The organism is Alkalibacterium thalassium (assembly GCF_900101165.1).
Classification (GTDB): Bacteria; Bacillota; Bacilli; order Lactobacillales; family Carnobacteriaceae_A; genus Alkalibacterium; species Alkalibacterium indicireducens.
Genome location: NZ_FNFK01000024.1, coordinates 1 through 20,767 on the forward strand (window position 1 = coordinate 1; position 20,767 = coordinate 20,767).

The 20,767-nt window shown below is 41.9% G+C and carries 20 protein-coding genes, 1 other RNA gene and 2 other annotated features; of the genes, 18 read left to right on the top strand and 3 right to left on the bottom strand.

Annotation, left to right across the window (positions count from 1 at the left end):
• Window positions 1–437 precede the first annotated feature (437 nt).
• The 17 genes from BLR76_RS06450 to BLR76_RS06530 all read left to right on the top strand — a co-directional run bounded on the left by BLR76_RS06450 (window position 438) and on the right by BLR76_RS06530 (window position 16,019).
• Entirely contained in the window at window positions 438–1,574 is a 1,137-nt protein-coding gene (locus BLR76_RS06450; RefSeq protein ID WP_091266988.1) for a cysteine desulfurase family protein, read from the top strand.
• Window positions 1,575–1,584: 10 nt separating this feature from the next.
• Window positions 1,585–2,802, top strand: coding sequence for a tRNA uracil 4-sulfurtransferase ThiI (gene thiI, locus BLR76_RS06455; protein WP_091266991.1), 1,218 nt, complete (start codon window positions 1,585–1,587; stop codon window positions 2,800–2,802).
• Window positions 2,803–2,871: 69 nt separating this feature from the next.
• Window positions 2,872–3,375, top strand: coding sequence for a thiol peroxidase (locus tag BLR76_RS06460; RefSeq protein ID WP_176759633.1), 504 nt, complete (start codon window positions 2,872–2,874; stop codon window positions 3,373–3,375).
• Between the two features lie 17 nt (window positions 3,376–3,392).
• Window positions 3,393–3,631: a binding site (T-box leader), on the top strand.
• Between the two features lie 51 nt (window positions 3,632–3,682).
• Entirely contained in the window at window positions 3,683–6,334 is a 2,652-nt protein-coding gene (locus BLR76_RS06465) for a valine--tRNA ligase (protein WP_091266998.1), read from the top strand.
• Window positions 6,331–6,987 carry an HAD family hydrolase gene (locus BLR76_RS06470; RefSeq protein ID WP_091266999.1) on the top strand — a complete coding sequence of 219 codons (657 nt, stop codon included), beginning with the start codon at window positions 6,331–6,333 and terminating at the stop codon, window positions 6,985–6,987. The genes BLR76_RS06465 and BLR76_RS06470 overlap by 4 nt, the downstream gene beginning before the upstream one ends.
• Window positions 6,988–7,044: 57 nt before the next feature.
• A complete protein-coding gene (gene radC / locus BLR76_RS06475; protein WP_091267001.1) occupies window positions 7,045–7,731 on the top strand; it encodes a RadC family protein in 687 nt (228 codons plus the stop codon).
• Window positions 7,732–7,924: 193 nt separating this feature from the next.
• On the top strand, window positions 7,925–8,125 hold the full coding sequence (locus BLR76_RS06480; protein WP_034302391.1) for a cold-shock protein: 201 nt from the start codon (window positions 7,925–7,927) through the stop codon (window positions 8,123–8,125).
• A gap of 216 nt (window positions 8,126–8,341) precedes the next feature.
• A complete protein-coding gene (locus tag BLR76_RS06485) occupies window positions 8,342–9,352 on the top strand; it encodes a rod shape-determining protein (RefSeq protein ID WP_091267003.1) in 1,011 nt (336 codons plus the stop codon).
• 150 nt (window positions 9,353–9,502) lie between these two features.
• Window positions 9,503–10,354 carry a rod shape-determining protein MreC gene (mreC, locus tag BLR76_RS06490; protein WP_091267006.1) on the top strand — a complete coding sequence of 284 codons (852 nt, stop codon included), beginning with the start codon at window positions 9,503–9,505 and terminating at the stop codon, window positions 10,352–10,354.
• A gap of 1 nt (window position 10,355) precedes the next feature.
• Complete coding sequence (mreD, locus tag BLR76_RS06495) at window positions 10,356–10,919, top strand: rod shape-determining protein MreD (RefSeq protein WP_091267007.1); 564 nt, start codon at window positions 10,356–10,358, stop codon at window positions 10,917–10,919.
• 15 nt (window positions 10,920–10,934) lie between these two features.
• On the top strand, window positions 10,935–11,612 hold the full coding sequence (locus tag BLR76_RS06500) for a septum site-determining protein MinC (protein WP_091267010.1): 678 nt from the start codon (window positions 10,935–10,937) through the stop codon (window positions 11,610–11,612).
• The gene (minD, locus tag BLR76_RS06505) at window positions 11,613–12,407 is read left to right on the top strand and encodes a septum site-determining protein MinD (RefSeq protein WP_091267012.1); all 795 of its coding nucleotides are present in this window, start codon (window positions 11,613–11,615) and stop codon (window positions 12,405–12,407) included.
• A 48-nt stretch (window positions 12,408–12,455) separates the two neighbouring features.
• Window positions 12,456–12,528, top strand: a sequence feature (ribosomal protein L21 leader region).
• A gap of 48 nt (window positions 12,529–12,576) precedes the next feature.
• Entirely contained in the window at window positions 12,577–12,888 is a 312-nt protein-coding gene (rplU, locus tag BLR76_RS06510) for a 50S ribosomal protein L21 (protein WP_091267014.1), read from the top strand.
• A gap of 24 nt (window positions 12,889–12,912) precedes the next feature.
• Entirely contained in the window at window positions 12,913–13,254 is a 342-nt protein-coding gene (locus BLR76_RS06515) for a ribosomal-processing cysteine protease Prp (protein WP_091267017.1), read from the top strand.
• 13 nt (window positions 13,255–13,267) lie between these two features.
• Window positions 13,268–13,555, top strand: a complete 288-nt coding sequence (gene rpmA, locus BLR76_RS06520; RefSeq protein WP_281241339.1) for a 50S ribosomal protein L27 — start codon at window positions 13,268–13,270, stop codon at window positions 13,553–13,555.
• Window positions 13,556–13,793: 238 nt separating this feature from the next.
• A complete protein-coding gene (locus BLR76_RS06525) occupies window positions 13,794–14,804 on the top strand; it encodes a class I SAM-dependent methyltransferase (protein ID WP_091267022.1) in 1,011 nt (336 codons plus the stop codon).
• A 21-nt stretch (window positions 14,805–14,825) separates the two neighbouring features.
• Window positions 14,826–16,019 (top strand): acetate/propionate family kinase, encoded by a 1,194-nt coding sequence (locus tag BLR76_RS06530; protein ID WP_091267025.1) that lies wholly within the window; start codon window positions 14,826–14,828, stop codon window positions 16,017–16,019.
• Between the two features lie 171 nt (window positions 16,020–16,190).
• On the opposite strand, the gene BLR76_RS06535 is transcribed toward BLR76_RS06530, so the two are convergent.
• The 3 genes from BLR76_RS06535 to BLR76_RS06545 form a co-directional block, all read right to left on the bottom strand.
• Window positions 16,191–16,649 carry a universal stress protein gene (locus BLR76_RS06535; RefSeq protein ID WP_091267028.1) on the bottom strand — a complete coding sequence of 153 codons (459 nt, stop codon included), beginning with the start codon at window positions 16,647–16,649 and terminating at the stop codon, window positions 16,191–16,193.
• 140 nt (window positions 16,650–16,789) lie between these two features.
• Window positions 16,790–16,978: non-coding RNA, 6S RNA (gene ssrS, locus BLR76_RS06540), on the bottom strand.
• A gap of 66 nt (window positions 16,979–17,044) precedes the next feature.
• The gene (locus tag BLR76_RS06545) at window positions 17,045–18,310 is read right to left on the bottom strand and encodes a replication-associated recombination protein A (protein ID WP_091267030.1); all 1,266 of its coding nucleotides are present in this window, start codon (window positions 18,308–18,310) and stop codon (window positions 17,045–17,047) included.
• Window positions 18,311–18,496: 186 nt separating this feature from the next.
• On the opposite strand from BLR76_RS06545, the gene gshAB reads away from it, so the two are divergent.
• A complete protein-coding gene (gene gshAB / locus BLR76_RS06550) occupies window positions 18,497–20,764 on the top strand; it encodes a bifunctional glutamate--cysteine ligase GshA/glutathione synthetase GshB (RefSeq protein WP_091267033.1) in 2,268 nt (755 codons plus the stop codon).
• The last annotated feature ends 3 nt before the right edge of the window (window positions 20,765–20,767 follow it).

Here is a 20,767-nt window from a genome sequence, read left to right on the forward strand (position 1 = left end):
TCCAATGAACGAGCGATGTTTGATAACAACGTACTTTGAGATTTAGACATCCCAAATAAAATATCGCTGTAGAATTTCTTTCTTGGTTTCGGGAGACCTTTGGTCAACTTATCCGCATAAGTAAATATATTTCGTTTTGTTTGGTAGATTTCTGTAGAATTCATGGTAAAATAACCTCAGTTCCTGTTCTGTTTTTTTGTTTTGTGGTGAATCAATTATAACACGCAACAGGGTGCATTTTGTCCACAGATTTTTGCTGTGGACAGTCAAAAAGCTCGAGGCTTCCATGTTTTCCACATGTGAATCCCTCGAGCTTTTGGTATATAAAGTGTTGTTATAAATTTTGGGCAAATTCAAACAGTCCAAGGCTTGAAGAAGAAAAAAATTCTGATATAATAGTAAAAGTTTGTATATGAACGGCATAGAGAGGTTTTGACATGATATACTTTGACAATTCAGCTACAACTAAAATTAATGATTCAGTTCTCGAGTCCTATCTGGAAGCAAGCAAACGATACTACGGTAACCCGACCAGTCTGCATGTTATGGGCGAAGAGACGAGTAATTTGCTGAAACGGTCCCGTGCGCAGGTGGCCGAGCTGCTTCAGGTCGAATCTGAAGAAATAGTCTTTACCAGCGGTGGCACTGAAGGAGACAACTGGGCAATAAAAGGCACAGCGATCGAAAAGATGGCTTACGGGAAGCATATTATCTCTACAGCTATCGAGCATCCAGCAGTAATTAAATCCTTGGAGCAGCTGGAACAAATGGGCTGGGAAGTGACGTACCTTTCTGTAGATGAAAAAGGTCAGATCGATTTGGATGAACTAAAGCAGGCAATCAGAAAAGATACGGTTCTTGTATCCATAATGGCTGTCAACAATGAGATGGGAAGCATACAGCCTTTAAGAAAGATTGGAGAAATACTTGAAACTTATCCATCTATACATTTTCATGTAGATGCTGTACAGGCAGTCGGCAAAATTGATCTGGACCTGGCTGGATCAAGAATCGATATCGCTGTCTTTTCTGGACATAAATTCCATGCGCCTAAGGGGACCGGCTTCATTTATCTGAAAAAAGGCAGAAAACTTGCTCCCCTGATGAGTGGTGGGGGCCAGGAAAAAGGAAAACGAAGCGGGACAGAAAATGTACCAGGGAATATTGCTATGGCTAAAGCTCTGAGACTTCTGCTAGAAGACGTAACAGCTAAAAGAAAAAGATTATCTGAACTGAAAAACGAACTGACTGACTATCTGAAAAAATTGGAGAAAGTGACCATCTTTACCCCTGATGGGAGTGCTCCTCATATTGTTTGTTTCGGAATGAACCGGATTCGAGGAGAAGTCATTGTCCACGCACTGGAAAAGCATGGGATCATTGTATCGACGACTAGCGCTTGTTCCAGCAGGAGAAAGACGAAAACACCAACTGTACTGGATATGGGCTACACTAAAGAAGAAGCTGAATCAGCTGTCAGAATCAGCTTGAGTCACTTAAACACGAATGATGAAGTTCAGGAATTCAAAGACCAGTTCAATTTGATATATCAGCAGTTGAAAGATATAAATTAAGGAGAGCGTTATGCAGATTACAGAAATTCTGGTTCGCTATGGCGAGCTGTCTACAAAAGGAAAGAACAGAAAATTTTTCATCAAGAAGCTGCACAGAAATGTTCGGTCACAACTTCGTCAGTTCAGCACAGTCAAGATCAGTTCGAACAGGGACAGGATGCATATTGATCTGAACGAGGAAGACGCCAATGCAGTGATGACCGAACTTAAGGATGTATTCGGAATCCAGTCATTTTCACCTGTCGTTAAAGTTGATAAAACGCTGGATGAAGCCAAGAAAGCCGTGGTTCATCTGGTTAAGGAACAGTTCAGAGAGAATATGACTTTCAAGATCATGACCAGAAGAGCTGACCATGATTTTGAATATGATACGAATGAAATGAACCGTCTGCTTGGAGCTGAAGTTGAAAAGGCTGTTCAGCCAGTATCAGTGAAAATGAAGAACCCGGATGTTACAGTCAGGGTAGAGGTTCGAAAAGACGGGATTTTCATCTCTGTTGATACTCTGTCAGGTGCAGGAGGTCTTCCAGTAGGTATAAGTGGAAAAGGGATGCTTATGCTGTCAGGCGGGATCGATTCACCTGTTGCAGGATATCTGTCTATGAAACGAGGCATGTCCATAGAAGCCGTTCATTTTCACAGCCCGCCTTACACTAGTCCGCAAGCTCTTCAGAAAGCTAAAGATCTCACTGCCAAAATTGCACGATATGGGGGAGACGTCACCTTCCTGGAAGTTCCCTTTACTGAAATTCAGGAAGAAATTAAGAAAGTGATTCCCGAAGCGTATTCAATGACTATTACCAGACGAATGATGCTGAGGCTGACTGATGCGATCAGAGAACACAGAAACGGGTTGGCGATAATCAACGGTGAGTCACTCGGACAAGTCGCTTCTCAGACTCTAGAAAGCATGACAGCTATAAACGAAGTGACCAATACTCCTGTCCTCAGACCGCTGATTTCAATGGACAAGAACGACATCATTAAAATTGCACAGGATATCGATACCTTTGATCTGGCGGTTCAGCCTTATGAAGACTGTTGCACGGTCTTTGCCCCTACACGTCCTAAAACAAAGCCTAGACTGCACAAGGTCAAGGAACTGGAAGAGGAACTGGATATTGATGGGCTGATGCAGCGTGCAATGGACGGCATAGTTGATACGGTGATCGGTAAACATTCCGGTTCAGAGTATTCAGACGAAGCAGCTTTTGATTCGCTTTTCTGATTCTTTTGGTTGCATTCGGCCCTAATGAACCGTACACTAGACTTAAACCATAGGAAAGAAGGAAATAACATGGATGTAACTTTAAAAGGTGAAAAATTCCAGACAAACGCTCAACCCCCTCAAGTAGGAGACGATGCGCCTTCCTTTGCAGTCAAGAATCTGAATGAAGAAACAGTCAGCCTGTCAGATTATAAAGGAGATGTGCTGATCATCAGTACAGTCCCGGACATCGAAACAAGCACGTGTTCCAGACAGACGAATACCTTCAATGATAAAGCTGAAGATCTGAAGAATACACGGATCATTTCCATATCGACAAATACATTAGAGCAGCAGACCAAATGGGCAGAATCTAAAGTGCTGTCTACGGATATTCTTCATGACAGTGACCGGTCGTTTGCTAAAGACTATGGTCTTTACATCGAAGATATTGATAAAATGGCACGGACAGTATTTGTCATCAATAGAAATGGCCAGATCGTCTACCGTGAAGTCGTAAAAGAAATGGCTGAGGATCCGAACTATGAAGAAGCCCTGTCAGCTGCAAGACATGAAGAAGCAGAACTGAACTAATTTAGACAAGAGAATAATTAAGAGCATGGAACAAGAGGAGTAATGATCCGAATCATCTCAGAGAATGGGTGTCAGCTGGAAATCCCTGATGAAGACGATCACGAAGTAGCTTGGGAGCTTTTACGGGGAAACCAAACAGTACCCGTAAATGGAATGACAGACCAGTAATACTGTCTAGAGAGATTACAGCTTATATCGGGTCGTTCGGAATATGCTGTAGTAATATAGGTGGTACCGCGAAGCATTCGTCCTAGGTTGATTAGGATGGGTGCTTTTTTTGATAATTAAAATAAATGAGGTGCATAAAATGGAAGAGAATAACATGTCAACGAAATACGATCCAACTGCCGTAGAAGCAGGAAAATATCAGGAATGGCTGGATAAAGATTTGTTCAAGCCAAATGAAAAGGGAACAGAACCGTATTCTATCGTCATTCCGCCGCCGAACGTGACAGGGAAACTTCACCTGGGCCACGCATGGGATACGACGCTTCAGGATATCATTATCAGACAAAAGCGTATGCAGGGATATGACACCTTGTGGCTTCCAGGGATGGACCATGCCGGAATCGCAACTCAGGCCAAAGTAGAAGAGAAGCTGGCTGAGCAGAACATTTCCCGTCATGATCTGGGTCGAGAGAAGTTTCTTGAAAAAGTATGGGACTGGAAAGAAGAATATGCGGCTAATATCCGTGATCAGTGGGCAAAAGTTGGTATATCAGTCGATTATTCAAGAGAACGGTTTACTCTTGATGAAGGGCTGAATAAAGCAGTAAACAAAGTATTTGTTGATCTGTATAATAAGGGGCTTATCTATCGTGGAGAGTACATCATCAATTGGGACCCTAAAGCGCAGACGGCCTTATCAGACATTGAAGTCGAGCACAAAGAAGTCAATGGTGCCTTCTACCATATTAGTTATCCGATAGTGGGCAGCGAGGAGTCAGTAGAAATTGCTACGACCCGTCCGGAAACAATGCTTGGAGATACGGCTGTAGCTGTTCATCCAGATGATGAGAGGTATCAGCACCTGATTGGAAAGAAAGTGCTACTTCCTATATTAGACAGGGAACTGGATGTCATCGCTGATGACTATGTCGACATGGAATTTGGTACAGGAGTAGTCAAGATTACTCCCGCCCATGACCCGAATGATTTTGAAATCGGTCAGCGACATGATCTGAAACAAATCAATGTGATGAACAATGATGGATCCATGAACAGTCTGGCAGGAAAATATGAAGGGATGGACCGGTTCGAAGCACGTAAAGCTCTAGTCAGTGATCTTAAAGAAGAAGGATATCTAATCAAGATTGAAGACATAAAGCACAGCGTGGGTCACTCAGAACGAACAGGTGTCATTGTCGAGCCGAGACTGTCGACTCAATGGTTTGTGAAGATGGATCACTTATCTGATAAAGCACTGGCTAACCAGCTGACTGAAGATAAAGTCAATTTCGTACCGGAACGTTTTGAGAAGACATTCAATAACTGGATGGAAAATGTACACGACTGGGTTATTTCAAGACAGTTGTGGTGGGGACACCGTATACCGGCCTGGTATCACAATGAGACAGGTGAAGTTTACGTTGGAGAGTCAGCGCCTACTGATCTGGAAAACTGGACGCAGGATAATGATGTGCTAGATACCTGGTTCAGTTCGGCCCTCTGGCCTTTTTCTACTATGGGGTGGCCTGACGTGGAAAGCAGCGACTTTAAGAAATACTTCCCGACGAGTACGCTGGTAACAGGGTATGACATTATTTTCTTCTGGGTCAGCCGTATGATTTTCCAGAGTCTTGAATTTACAGGCAAAGCGCCGTTCAAGCATGTTCTCATGCATGGACTGATAAGAGATGAGCAGGGCAGAAAGATGAGTAAATCTTTAGGAAACGGAATTGATCCTATGGAAGTCATCGACAAGTATGGTGCGGATGCACTGAGATGGTTCCTTTCCAACGGATCTGCTCCTGGCCAGGATGTCCGCTTCAGTTATGAAAAGATGGATGCATCATGGAACTTCATCAATAAGATATGGAATGCAAGCAGATATGTCATCATGAATTTAGGTGACTTTTCAGTTGAAGAAATCGATCTGACTTTAGAAAAATCTATTGCAGACAAATGGATCCTAGCTCGTCTTAATGAGACAGTCAGACAAGTGACCGACCTGTTTGAGAAGTTTGAATTCGGTGAAGCTGGCCGTCAGTTGTATAAATTCATCTGGGATGATTACTGTGACTGGTATATAGAGATGAGTAAGGAAGTCCTGACACAGGGAACGGAAGAACAGAAGCAGTCTGCCAAGTCTGTTCTTGTACATGTTCTGGACCAGACCCTGCGTCTGCTTCATCCGATCATGCCATTCGTAACTGAAGAAATATGGTCTCATATCCCTCACTCAGGAGAGTCCATCGTAACTGCAGAATATCCTGTGACTCGCACTGAATTCGAAGATCAGGATGCTGTAGAAAACATGGACATGCTGATCGAACTGATCAGGGCTGTCAGAACGATTCGTTCAGAAGCTGACAGACCACTGTCCAAAACAATTGATTTGCTGATCAGAACTAAAGGAGACAAAGAAGAGACTTTCCTTAAAGAAAATGAGTCATTCATCAGACGATTCTGTAACCCTGATCAGCTAGTCATAGAACAGTCGGTCGATGTGCCGGAAGAAGTGAAAGTAGCTGTAGTAACTGGCGCGGAAGTATTCATCCCACTTGCCGGACTAGTCGACTTCAAAGAAGAAATCAAGCGTCTGGAAAAAGAGCAGTCTAAATGGCAGAGTGAAATCACTCGAGTGGAGAAGAAACTGGCTAATGAAAAATTCGTTCAAAATGCTCCAGACAGCATCGTTGAAGAAGAGCGAGCTAAAGGGAGAGAGTATCAGGAGAAATATGATTCTGTCACTCGACAGTTGGCGAAAATGAAAGAGATAGAAGAGGATAATCGATGAATAGACTGATCATATTTGATATGGATGGGCTGATGTTCGACACTGAACCCCTCTATTATAAAGCCAACCAGAAGACAGCTGACCGTATAGGCCTTCCCTTTGACTATGCGTTTTATGAAAAGTATATTGGTGCCAGCGAGAAAGACTTTTTCAATGCGATGTATCAGTCATTTGACAAGGAAAAAGTCGAGCGATTCATCACTGACAGTACAGCAGATTTAAAAGATGTCCTGTTTGCGGCTCCTCCAGTGAAGAAAAAAGGACTGGTCGATCTGCTCGATTATCTGAAAAGTAATGAATACAAAATGGTGGTCGCGTCCAGTTCTGAAAGAGAGGTCGTCAAGGCACTTCTCGTTAGTGCTGAGGTATCAGATTACTTTGACGGCGTCGTTGGAGGAGATGATGTGACGCATTCAAAACCTCACCCTGAGATATTCATCAAAGCCAGTACGCTGGCAGGTGAACATTTATCTAATATTTTAGTTCTTGAAGATTCAATAAACGGGATCAAAGCCGCTAACGCAGCAGGCTTTCCAGTTGTAATGGTACCGGATCTTATCGAACCTGATGATGAGATACGCAGCCGAACATTAGACGTCTGCCATGATCTTCATGAAGTTCTAACGAAGATAAAAAGTGACATTTTAATTTAATGGGTAATGTTATAGAAGAGGAGCTAAAGACAGCTTCTCTTCTTTTCATTAAGGAGGATGTTATCTATGCAAAAATTTACAGATCTGCCTGTCGAATCCCGTCCGCGAGAAAGGCTGAAAGAATATGGTCAGTCAGCACTGGCCAATCATGAACTGCTAGCTATATTGTTAAGAACAGGGACTAGAGATCAGAATGTGCTGCAATTAAGTCTACAAGTCTTTTCACACTTTGATGACTTGTACATGCTGAAGAATGCTTCACTTGAGGAACTGATGGAGATTCCGGGGATTGGAAAGGCTAAAGCTGTGGAACTGCTTGCTGCCATTGAGCTGGGAAGAAGAATGTCACATACACCTATCGTCAAAGAAGGAGCGGTCACATCCAGCCAGTACATTGGACAGATTCTGCTGGACGAACTAAAGGATTTTCAGCAGGAGCATGTGGTCGCTCTCTTACTTAATACAAAGAATGAAATCATAAAAAAGGAGACAATTTTTAAAGGATCTCTAAATTCGTCTGTGGCGCACCCAAGGGAGATTTTCAAAGCTGCCATAAAATGTTCGGCAGCACGACTCATCATTGCACACAATCACCCATCCGGAAATCCTGAACCTTCTGATGCTGATCTTTCATTTACTCAACGAATGTCCGAAGCAGGAAGACTGATAGGAATAGAACTGCTGGATCACTTTATTATTGGAGATAATTCCTACATCAGTTTAAAAGAAATGGGAGCGCTGTAACAGTCGGTAAAGAAGCATTATATCTTTTTAAATAAATGGAGCATTATCCTTGCAATATTAAAATAGCCATGTTAATATGAATTTAGCATTTTGTTAGGGAAAGAAAAAAGTAATGTGTAACAACATTCCGATTCGTACCTATAGCAATAATGTGAAATATATAGTGCACTAGGCACGAGGAGGAAATTGTAACATGGAAAACGGTACAGTAAAATGGTTTAACGCAGAAAAAGGTTTTGGATTCATCGAGCGCGAAGGTGCAGACGATGTATTTGTACACTTCTCAGCTATTAACGAAGAAGGATTCAAATCTCTAGAAGAAGGTCAAGCTGTTACTTTCGACATCGAAGAAGGCGCACGCGGACCACAAGCTGCAAACGTAGAAAAAGCGTAATTAACTCTAATTGAATTTTCGACCGGGTAGGCATAATGCTTACCCGGTTTTTTAGTGTGGTCTGATAATGTAACGAATCGTTTCAAATATTAAAATTAAAATAAAGTCAAACTCTTATAGTGCATCTTTTGAGATAAAAAGGTACAATAGCATAATGAATACTATTCAATAGTAATTAAATATGTATGCTTTGATTTTTGAAAGGAGATTTTCTAAGTGTTTTGGTTTAGAAAAAAGAATATTGGGATTGACCTGGGGACTGCAAATACTAATGTCTTCGTTGAAGGAAAAGGAATAGTACTGGGGGAACCCTCAGTTGTTGCTAAAGACAAACAGACTGATGAGGTTGTTGCAGTTGGCGAAAATGCACAGAAGATGATTGGTAGAACACCTGGAAGCATCGTAGCTATTCGTCCAATGAAAGATGGAGTGATCGCTGATTTCGATACCACTGCAGCTATGATGGAATACTTTATAGTAAAATCTGTCGGAAAACGTGCCTCGAAGCCCAATGTGGTCGTCTGTGTTCCCGGAGGCGGAACTGAAGTTGAAAAAAGAGCGATCATTGATGCAACAAGGATGGCTGGAGCTAAAGATGCCTTTCTAATAGAAGAGCCGTTTGCAGCTGCCATTGGTGCCGGTCTGCCAGTCAATGAACCCACAGGAAGCATGGTGGTAGATATTGGTGGAGGAACGACTGATGTGGCTACTATTTCTCTAGGTGGAATCGTCAGCAGCCGAACAATCAAAATGGCTGGAGATCAGATGGATCAGTCGATCATTCATTTTATCAGAAGTAAATACAACCTGCTGATAGGTGAGCGTACAGCCGAAGCAATCAAAATAGAACTGGGTAGCGCATCTATTGAAGCTTCTAGAGCCCTTGATAACATGGATATTAGAGGAAGGGACTTACTTACAGGTTTACCTAAAACAATCTCTATACCTGCGGAAGATGTTTCTGAAGCGATAAAAGAAGTGATCGATGGCATAATAGTTGCTGTAAAAGCAACATTAGAAGATACGTCTCCCGAAATTTCTGCAGACGTGATCGATAGAGGAATTGTATTGACAGGTGGCGGAGCTCTTCTTAAAAACATAAGTGATGTCATTGCGGAAGAAACCGAAGTGCCTGTATTTGTAGCAAGCAGCCCACTTGATTGTGTAGCTATTGGTACTGGGGAAGCTCTGAATCACCTTGACCTTTACAAAAAACGATCGAGATAAATAAGTAAACTGACAAGCGGGAAGGCATCTTCCCGCTTGTTTGTTGAACAGGACAAGACATGCATTAAGTAAAATCTTATGCAACTGCCTCTACGATAAAATCTAAATATATGGTAAAATAGTCGAAGTTAATTATAAGAGGTGTTTTAAGTGAACCAGTTTTTTACAAACAAGAAAATGATCGTTCTGCTCATCAGTGTAATACTCTTTGTTTCTCTTATTTCAATATCTTTGAGAACCGGAGACAATACACCGTTTCTGCAGCAGGCAGCTAATGATATTACAGCAGTTCTGGGACGTGTTTTTATCCGACCTGCCAATGCAGTAACAAGGGTTTTTGAATCAGTTAACGATCTACAGAATACTTATGAAGAAAATCAGAGACTGAAAATTGAAATAGACAAAATCTACGAACGACAGGCTGAAATCAATGTCTTGAGGGATGAAAATCAGAGGCTGGGAGAAGAACTTGAATTACAAAGCTCCCTGACAGACTACCGGACCATTTCAGGTACTGTTATTTCAAGAAATCCGGATAATTGGGTCGATCAGATTGTGGTTGACAGGGGCAGCCAGGATGGCGTCGCAGTTGGAATGCCAGTTATGTCGAGCAACGGTCTTATTGGAAGGATCTCTGAAGTCAATCCTACGAGCTCCAAGGTTGTCCTTCTGACAAATATCGATCAGACAGCAAATCAGGTCTCTTCCGAAATTATTATGGAAGAAGAAATTGTTTATGGACTGATCAGTGGGTATGACAGCAGTAGCGACAGACTGGTCATGTCTCAGATTACCTCCACAATCGAAATCGAAGAAGGCGAGCTGATTACAACCTCTGGACTGGGAGGCGTGATTCCTCGTGGTCTAGTTATAGGAGAAGTTGAAGAAGTGACTATGGATGCTCATGGGCTGGCTCAGCAAGTCTTTGTAAACCCGGCAGCAGATTTTGAAAATATCAGATATGTTACAATTATAAATAGACTTGCAGAAAGCGGGGAATAGTATGGAACAGTGGAAAAGAGTTGTCATTCCTATTGTCCTGTTATTTTTCTCGCTGCTGACCGATGGGCTGATCGTTGCGCTGTTTACTGAACAGCTAAACGTTCCCTTCGGGTTTATGTCTCCAAGGTTATTTGTATTAGTAGTGATTATGCTTGCATTCTACCTTGAACCGAGACATATGATCATCCTGACAGTTGTTTTCGGTTTCATTTACGACAGCTATTTTTCAGGCCTTCTGGGAATATACATCGCCGGTCTGACACTTATAGCCTATTTTGTCATGCAATTGAGAAAAATATTCGATACGACCTATTTAATTATCCTGCTTGTTTCCATCATCATGATTACTTTTCTTGAGTTTTTTGTTTTCGGAATTTATACCGTGCTGGACTTAACTACTATGGGAGTACAGAATTTTATGGCAGACAGACTGTCAGCCTCGCTGCTGTTCAACACTGTCATCGCAGTGTTCCTTATTCTACCATTGAAGTACGTCATTCAGAGCATGGGTATTGACAGAAAAGATAACAAGGATAAATCGAAATCCAGTATAAGCTACAGATAATGAGGAGTGGGGCCAATGAATAATGCTGTAACACTAAAGGGAAGAACGGAAGGGTTTCAGATTATCCTGCACGCTTCAGCTTCCTTTGAAGAAGTAGTTGACCAGCTGAAAGAACTTACAGTTCAGCTGAAAAAGGATACTCAGAAAGGACATGAGTTGATTTTTTTTGTTGACACTGGGAACAGGCTGCTGTCAGCTGACGAAAAAAAACAGATTAGCGATATCATTGAGGATGAGCATTTTAAAATCAGTTCATATGAATCCGATGTTATTTCGATCGAAGATGCTCAGAAACGTGCCAGAGAAGCACGCCCTAAGCTTGAAGTAAGAACAGTCAGAAGCGGTCAAATTCTTGAAGCTGATGGTGATTTACTGCTTATAGGTCAAGTCCATCCAGGTGGAACAGTTCGGGCAACGGGCAGTATATTTGTTATCGGAGAATTGAAAGGGATCGCCCATGCAGGATTTGAAGGCAATGAAAATGCCATAGTCCTGGCGAATTTCAAGTATAACGCACAAGTGAGGATTGGCGGAAATGTACATGTCATTGAGAACAGAGATGAAAACCTTGTACAGTCAGAGGACATCCAATTTGTTTACGTGAATGATTTACATATCATAGAGGTCGGTTCTCTGCATTACTTGAAAACTATACGACCAGAAATAGGGAAACACTCAGGAGGTTTATTTTAAATGGGAAAAGCAATTGTTGTTACATCAGGTAAAGGCGGAGTAGGAAAAACGACATCCACTGCAAATATAGGAACAGCTCTGGCCCTTCAAAGCAGAAAAGTGTGTCTAGTGGATATGGACATAGGACTTCGTAACCTGGATGTTATTTTAGGTCTTGAGAATAGAATTATCTACGATATTATTGATGTAGTCGAAGGAAGAGCAAAACTTCATCAAGCTATCATAAAAGACAAGCGGTTCAATGATCAGCTTTTCCTGCTTCCAGCTGCTCAGCACGCTGACAAGAATGCAATCAATGAAGAACAGATGATCGAGCTAATCGGCGAACTTAAAAAAGATTATGACTTTGTACTGATCGATTGTCCAGCAGGAATCGAACAAGGATTCAAAAACTCTATAGCTGCAGCCGATGACGCTATTCTGGTGACAACGCCTGAAATCTCAGCAATCCGAGATGCAGACAGAATCATCGGACTGATCGAACAGACATCGATCCAGCAGCCGAAACTGATTATTAACCGAATCCGAAAGTCAATGATGCAAAAAGGTGAAGTGATGGATATAGAAGAAATCACCCGCCATCTATCAGTAGAACTGTTGGGAATCATTTTTGAAGACGATGAAGTGGTCAGATCTTCAAATAAAGGGAATCCAGTGGTGTTGGATCCGGATCATGTGTCGTCACAAGGGTATAGAAACATTGCGAGACGTCTTCTAGGAGACACTGTTCCGCTGATGTCTCTTAAAGAAGAGAAACAGTCATTCTGGAAAAAGCTTTTCGGCAAAAAACGTTGACTCGTTATGTCTAATTTGATATGATATTAATGTTGTATTTGTGATGCACCACAGCTACAACCGCTCGTGTATAAGTCTTTAAGAGCTAATGCCACTTATAACGGCGAGTCTAAGTGCAGGAATAGGGCGTATTATGCTTTGTTCAAAATTATAAGGAGGTGCAACAAGTATGTATGCAATCATCAAAACAGGCGGCAAACAGTTCAAAGTTGAAGAAGGTCAGGAAATCTTTGTTGAAAAACTGGACGGAGAATCTGGCGATACTGTAACATTTGGAGAAGTATTGTTCGTCGGTGGAGACAGCACTGTTGTAGGAAGTCCGTTTATCGAAGGTGCTTCAGTTGAAGCAACTATCGAAAAACAAGGTCGCGGTAAGAAAGTTACGACTTACAAATACCGTCGCAGAAAAGACTCTCACAACAAGCAAGGTCACCGTCAGCCGTATACAAAAGTAACAATCAAATCAATTAAAACCAACTAATACAGACAGGGAAGCGGTTCTGTAATGATCAATATTCTATTCCAGTTTGAAAATGAGCATATCTCTTCAGTGGAAGTCACTGGGCATGCTGATTCCGGTCCCTATGGTCAGGATATCGTGTGCGCCGCTGTCTCAGCATTGAGTATCGGTACAGTGAACAGTCTGATCGAGATCGGTAAGATATCGCCTGATATCGTGTCAGCTGATGAGCAGGGAGGCTATTTGAAGTTCTCACTGCCCAAAGGTTTGAGTCAGAAGCAAATGGAAACAGCTCAAATATTGATGAATAGTCTGCATCTTTCCTTGAAAAATACGGAGGAGGAGTATGGAGACTATATGACAGTCCATTCCTCAGACAATAAGTAATGGAGGTGCAAAAATCATGTTGAAAATGAATTTACAGTTTTTCGCGACGAAAAAAGGTGGAGGGTCTACTTCCAACGGTCGTGATTCTCAATCCAAACGACTAGGCGCTAAGCGTGGAGACGGTCAGGTCGTTACAGGTGGATCAATTTTATTCCGTCAGCGCGGAACAAAAATCTATCCGGGTGAAAACGTTGGTCGTGGTGGAGATGACACGCTTTATGCTAAAGTTGATGGCGTTGTTCGTTTCGAGCGTAAAGGAAAAAACAAGAAGCAAGTTTCTGTTTATCCTGTGGCTAACTAAATTAAGAGAAGTGGAGGAATCACATCAGCTGATATGATTCCTTTTTTCTTTACGATAAGATGACAGGATGTCATACGACAGAATGTACATACACCAATTATTAATCTTGTGAATAATGAGTAAATGAGTTAAAATGACTATAGATACCCTTACTAATAATAACTAAATCTGCTTTAACTCTTTATCCCAAGTATCTTACTCGCTGTTGACCACCCTAAAGATGAAAGGATAATTTTTTTTGGACATAAATAACGTAGAACGTTTTTTTTCTGTGTTGAATGATTCCACAGAACTTATCAGAAAAGAGCTTGATTCAACATATATTGAAGCCCTGATCGAAACAGGTGAGAATATCCTGGATGACGGAGATATTCATGTGGAGAACGGTCTGCCCGGGGAAGAGGCTCAGAAACAGTTGATCGATATATATAGTCGTTTGACACTGGCTTCACTGACCCCTGAAGAACGAAAACAGGCCATTCAGCTTATTCTGATCAAAGCGGCCAAGGAAGACTTGCTTCAGCCGAACCATCAGCCAACTCCAGATGCCATCGGCATTATTTTCAGTTATCTGATTGAACTTCTATACGATTTCGACCAGCCCGCTCATATAGCTGATTTATCAGTCGGCACTGGCAACTTGATGTATACACTATTCAGTAATCTGGAATCCTCTAAAAATAAATTTAGATTCACAGGTGTGGATAATGATGACCTGCTAATATCTTTAACATCGACATTAGCTGCATTACTGGGTATGCCGATCGAACTGATGCATCAGGACGCGCTTCAGCCTTTACTGATGGATCCTGCAGACATCATGCTTTCTGATTTACCTGTAGGGTATTATCCGATAGAATTAGAGGGTAATACTTTCCGTACTTCATTTGAGGAAGGCTACTCATATAGTCATTTTCTACTGGTAGAGCAGGGTCTCAACTACTTGAAAGAAGATGGCTTGGCTCTCTATCTCATGCCTACAAGCACGTTTGAGTCAGAAGAAGTTAAAGGACTGCTTTCATTTATTCAGAGTACAGGATATGTTCAGGGATTCATTCATCTGCCCAATGAATGGTTCAAGAATAAACAGTCCAGAAAATCCATACTGATCGTTCAGAAAAAAGGAGAAAAGAGCAGACAGGCTAAAGAAGTGCTGATCGCTACTTCTCCAAGCTTATCCAATAAAGAAGCGTTCAAAACCTTCTTAATGGATATTAAGAAGTGGAAAAAGGAACAAGGGATTAAATAAACTAAAAGGAGCATATATATTATGTCAAAGACAATTGCAATTAATGCTGGAAGCTCAAGTTTGAAATGGAAACTTTTCACTATGCCGGAAGAAAGCGTACTGGCTTCAGGGATCGTAGAGAGAATTGGACTGAATGATTCGATCTTTACTATCAAATACAATGACGGCGAAAAATTCGAACAAGTTGTCGATATCGCTGATCATGAAGTGGCAGTTGAAATGCTTCTTGAACAGCTTAAAGAATTGAACATTTTAAGTGATTTCAATGAAATTACTGGTGTGGGACACCGTGTGGTTGCTGGTGGAGAAATCTTTAAAGATTCAGCTCTAGTAACTGATGAAGTCATCAATCAGATCGAAGAACTATCTGAATTTGCTCCGCTTCATAACCCGGCTAACGCTACTGGAATCAAGGCTTTCCGTAAAATCCTTCCAGATATTACTAGTGTAGCTGTATTTGATACATCATTCCATCAGACTATGCCTAAAGTGAACTACCTTTACAGCATTCCAATGGAATATTACGAAAAGCATAATGCCCGTAAGTACGGTGCACACGGAACCAGCCACAAATATGTTGCTGAACGAGCAGCTGAACTGCTTGGAAAACCAATTGAAGACACAAAAATCATTACATGTCACTTAGGTAATGGTGCATCTATCACTGCAGTTGATGGCGGAAAATCAGTAGACACATCTATGGGATTCACCCCACTTGCAGGAGTGACCATGGGTACACGTTCTGGTGACATTGATCCTTCATTGCTTCCATTCCTGATGGAAAAAGAAGGCATCGAGTCTATCAATGACATGATCTATATTCTAAATAACGAATCGGGACTAAAAGGCTTGTCAGGCATATCAAGTGACATGAGAGACCTTGAAGATGCAGAAGCTACTAATGAAAGAGCTGAACTGGCTCTTCGTATTTTTGAAGATCGTGTCAGAAAATACATCGGATCATATGCTGCGACTATGAATGGTGTAGATGCCATTGTCTTTACTGCAGGAATTGGAGAAAATGGATCAGATACTCGTAAGAATGTGATCGATGGACTGACCTTCCTGGGAGCAGAAATTGATGATGAGAAAAACAATGTACGTGGTAAAGAAAGAGAAATCTCATCTGATTCCTCCAAAGTTAAAGTGTTCCTTATTCCAACAGATGAAGAAGTCATGATTGCAAGGGATGTAGAGAAATTTAGAAACAGCTAAAGAAGATAAATTAAAAAGATCTGTCTGAGAGAACTCAGACAGATCTTTTTTTAACAGAAAGAATTTAAGGAAAGAATAGAGAATGGGCATTTAGGCATAGAAGAAAGCCCTGAAGAGTTTGAACAGGCTCCCTTCAGGACTTGATTACTATAAATAATATCTGAGAATAAATCAGTCGAGCTTGTTGTCCAGATCTGTACGAATAATCATGACGTCACAAGACGCCTGTCTGATTACATATTCAGATACTGACCCAACAAAGATACGTTCAACAGCATTCAGTCCCGTGGCACCGAGCATGATTAGGTCGATATGTTCCGATTGAGGGATCTGCTTGGCAATCATGACTTTAGGAGATCCATATTCCAATACTATTTTTACATTATCCAGACCTTTGTCTTCTGCATACTTTTTGTATTCGTTTAAGGTATTCTTCGCTTCCACTCGTGCGTTATCAGCGATTGACCCATCAAAGGTAGAAAATGACTGATAAGCCCGTGTATCAATGACATGAGCGAGCACAAGCTGGGCATTATTACGTTTGGCAACTTCGACTGCTTTTTTGAAGGCCTTTTCTGCCTGAGTAGACCCATCGATTGCCACCATAATAGACTTATATTCCTGTAACATTCTATCCACATCCTCTCTTGTTCTATATACTGATTATACTAAAAAAGACCGGACAATAGCTAATAGAAACGATTAGAAAATGGATAGATATACAAAAAAAGAGCGAAGAGTCAATCTTCGCTCTGTTTCGTACTAAGTATAAGAAATCCGATGGTGCCGGTAGTATGCCAGTTTAGGTTGAACCCGCTAATAGCAGGTGGGCTTCACCAGAAAAATATCTGACTTCCAAGTGATAAGGCATGTCATCAATTCTTCCTTTAGAATCCCAATGTTTTAATACAATGTTCGGTCAACACAGTAGTTTGGCATCGCGTACACCTCAGAATTCTTATCTTTATATTAGCACAGGGGGAGCTTTTAGTCAATACAGACAGCTTGCTTCAAAGAGTGAGTACTTATTTGTTGTCAAACTTTTGAAGCTGCTTGTTCAAGGCTTCCTCGAACTTAGACGTCAAGACTGGAGCATAGTACTCTCTGCTTTTAATCGTATCAGGTAGGTACTGCTGGGAGATCCAGTGGCTTTCAAAATTATGCGGGAACTGATAACCAATGCCGCTTCCCAGATCTTTTGCTCCTTTATAATGAGTATCTTTCAGATGAACCGGCACATCACCTGTTTTTCCTTCTCTAACATCTTGTATTGCTTGATCGATCGCGCTGATCGCACTATTTGATTTAGGAGATAGGCACATTTCGATGACAGCGTTGGCAAGAGGGATCCTGGCTTCGGGAAGCCCAATTTTTTCAGCAGCTTCTGTAGCCTGTACGGCTCTCGATACACCTGCAGGGTTTGCCAGACCGATATCTTCGTATGCAGTGACGATCAGCCGTCTGATCACCACTTTCAGTTCACCAGCCTCCAGAAGCCGTGCCAGGTAATGAAGTGCTGCATGTACGTCACTTCCCCGAATGGACTTCTGAAAGGCTGAAATTGCATTATAATGAGCATCTCCATCTTTGTCATGAGTCAGGGATTTATGCTGGAGACATTCTTCTGCAATATCCAGTGTAATAACGGTGTTTCCATTATCATCTGAATCAGTAGACTTCACTGCCAGTTCTAGGGCATTCAGCGCACTTCTTAAATCGCCGTTAGTCACCCTTGAGAAATAATTTAGAACAGAGGGAGAGATAACTATAGATTCAGAACCCAGTCCATTTTCTTCGTCAGTCAGTGCCCGCTCCAATGCCGAGGTAATCTGATTTTCAGACAAAGGTTTCAATTCGAATATCTGGGACCGACTTCTAATCGCAGGGTGGATGGAAATATATGGATTTTCGGTAGTCGCCCCAATCAGTACAATCCGACCATTCTCAAGATGTGGCAGCAGGAAATCCTGCTTAGGCTTATCGAGACGATGGACCTCATCCAATAGCAGGACTACTGTGCCGCTCATTTTAGCTTCCTCAACAACTATCTGCAGATCTTTTTTAGAATCTGTGGCAGCATTCAACGTGCGGAAAGCATACTTAGTCGAACCGGCAATTGCACTGGCAATACTTGTTTTTCCTATTCCGGGAGGACCATATAAAATCATGGATGACAGCTGTTTGGCCTTTACCATCCGCCATATGATTTTACCTTCTCCTACAAGATGTTCCTGACCGACAACCTGACTGATCGTCGTTGGACGCATACGATAGGCTAGTGGTTTATTCATAAAAGACTCCTTTATCACATAATTAGTATAAGTGACTAAAGTATAGCATGTTTGGACAGTGATTTAAACAATATCGAACAAAGGTTCGCACTTGGATTTCTTTCTTTTTCCTAGGTTGACGCGAGGCTTTATGATAAGATAGTACTTGATATTAGTAAGTAAATCACTCAGTAAGGAAAGATTTGAATGAATATAAAACAGATAGTTACCGTTCACCATCTACAGGAATTGTATAAAAAAGGTTCGTTTGGAATTGAAAAAGAAGGATTAAGAACAACACGAGAAGGAGATCTGGCGCTCAGCCCTCACCCTGCGTTATTTGGAAGCAGGAAACACCACCCGTATATTCAGACGGATTTCAGTGAATCGCAACTGGAACTGGTGACTCCGCCTCAGAATACACTTAAGGAACAGTATAAGTGGCTTGAGGCTCTTCATGATGTGGTCAACCGCACGATTGATACGGAAGAGTTTGTCTGGCCGTTCAGTATGCCTAGTAGGCTTCCTGATGAGAAAAATATTCCAATCATCAAAGTCGAGGACAGGAAAGAAATAGAATACAGAGAGCAGCTTGCTGAAAAATATGGGAAGAAAAAACAGATGATCAGCGGTGTTCATTACAACTTCTCATTTTCCTCTGATTTTATGGACGCGCTGGCCAGTATTGCTGAGACACCAGAAAAGCTGACCAGCTGGAGTAATGATCTTTATCTCAAAATGTCCCGTAATTATTTGAGATATCAATGGATCCTGACTTACTTATTTGGTGCATCACCAGTTTCAGACGATACGTTTTCAAGTGAAGATTCAAGGCAGTACTACAGAAGTATAAGAAATAGTCCATTGGGCTATCACAATTCCTTCACCAACAAAGTCTCCTATCAGGCAATTGAGGAATATGTCAGAGACATCGAACACCTGGTTGAAGAGGGTACCTTGATAGAAGAACGTGAGTATTATGGCTCAGCTCGTCTGAGAGGAAAAGGAAAAGCAGTCCGCAACTTGATAAGCAGCGGGACGCGATACGTTGAATTCCGTTCATTCGATCTAAATCCATTCTCAAGACTGGGATTCTCTTATGAGCAGTCTCTGTTTACTCATCTCTTTCTAATGACGATGGTCTGGATGGATAAGGACAGTACGACAGAGGATGTCAAAACCGGTGCAGAAATGAATGAACAGACGGCCATGGAAGACCCGTTTGAGTCCTCCAGATTCAAAGAAGAGGGACAGTTCCTGCTTAACATGATGAAAGAGACTATTAATGCGCTGCATTTGAGTAGCGAGTACGATGCTGTCCTTGAGACGGCCCACACGCTCTTGGATCATCCTGAACAAACCCTCTCTGCAAGAATTGTCAAAGAGCTGGAAAATGGGCGTTCCTTTATTGAGTACGGGATCAATCTGGGTCAGCAATATAAAGAGGTCTCCTTTGAGAAGCCATTTCTAGTCAAAGGCTTTACTGAAATGGAAATGAGTACTCAGCTGCTCTTGTTTGACGCATTGAAACTGGGGCTTGAAACGGAACTGCTGGACAGTCATGATCAGTTTTTGAAGTTGACTCACGGGGACAAGACCGAATACGTGAGAAACGGAAATATGACGTCTAAAGACACCTATATCTCTCACTGGATCATGGCTAACAAGACAGTTACCAAGAAAATTCTGAAAAATTATGGGTACAGAGTGCCTCATGGAGAAGAATTTGCATCAATAGAAGATGCTGTGAATGCGTATGCCCTGTTTGACCGGAAAGCAATCGTCGTCAAACCTAAAAGTACCAACTATGGGCTGGGCATCTCCATTTTTAAGCATCCTGCATCATATGAAGCATATTCAGAAGCTGTGCGTCTGGCTTTTGAAGAAGATGGGCAGATTCTGGTTGAAGACTACATTGAAGGAACAGAGTACCGGTTCGTTGTGATCGATGATAAGGTAGAAGCCGTTATGCTGAGACAACCTGCAAACGTAACTGGTGATGGAAGACAGACGATTGAACAACTGATTCAGAAAAAGAACACGCATCCTTATCGGGGAACCAATCACCGTGCCCCTCTTGAAAAAATAAAAATGGGGGAACTGGAGCGACTGATGCTCAAAGAACAAGGCTACACATTCGACAGTATTCCGGCTGAAGGGGAGCGCGTGCTGTTGAGAGAGAACTCCAACATTTCAACTGGCGGAGACTCTATAGATATGACTGACGATATGGACGAGTCCTATAAGAAACTGGCAGTAGAGATGGCTAAGGCCTTGGAAGTCAAAGTCACTGGTCTGGACCTGATCATTCCTGATATCGATAGACCAAGTACCAAGGACAAGCCGGGTTATGTCGTCATCGAGGCCAACTTCAATCCGGCTATGCATATGCATGCATTCGTTCAGAAGGGCAAAGGGCGTAATCTGGCAAGGAAAGTCATTGATATGCTCTTTCCATCTATCGACCTATCATAAGAC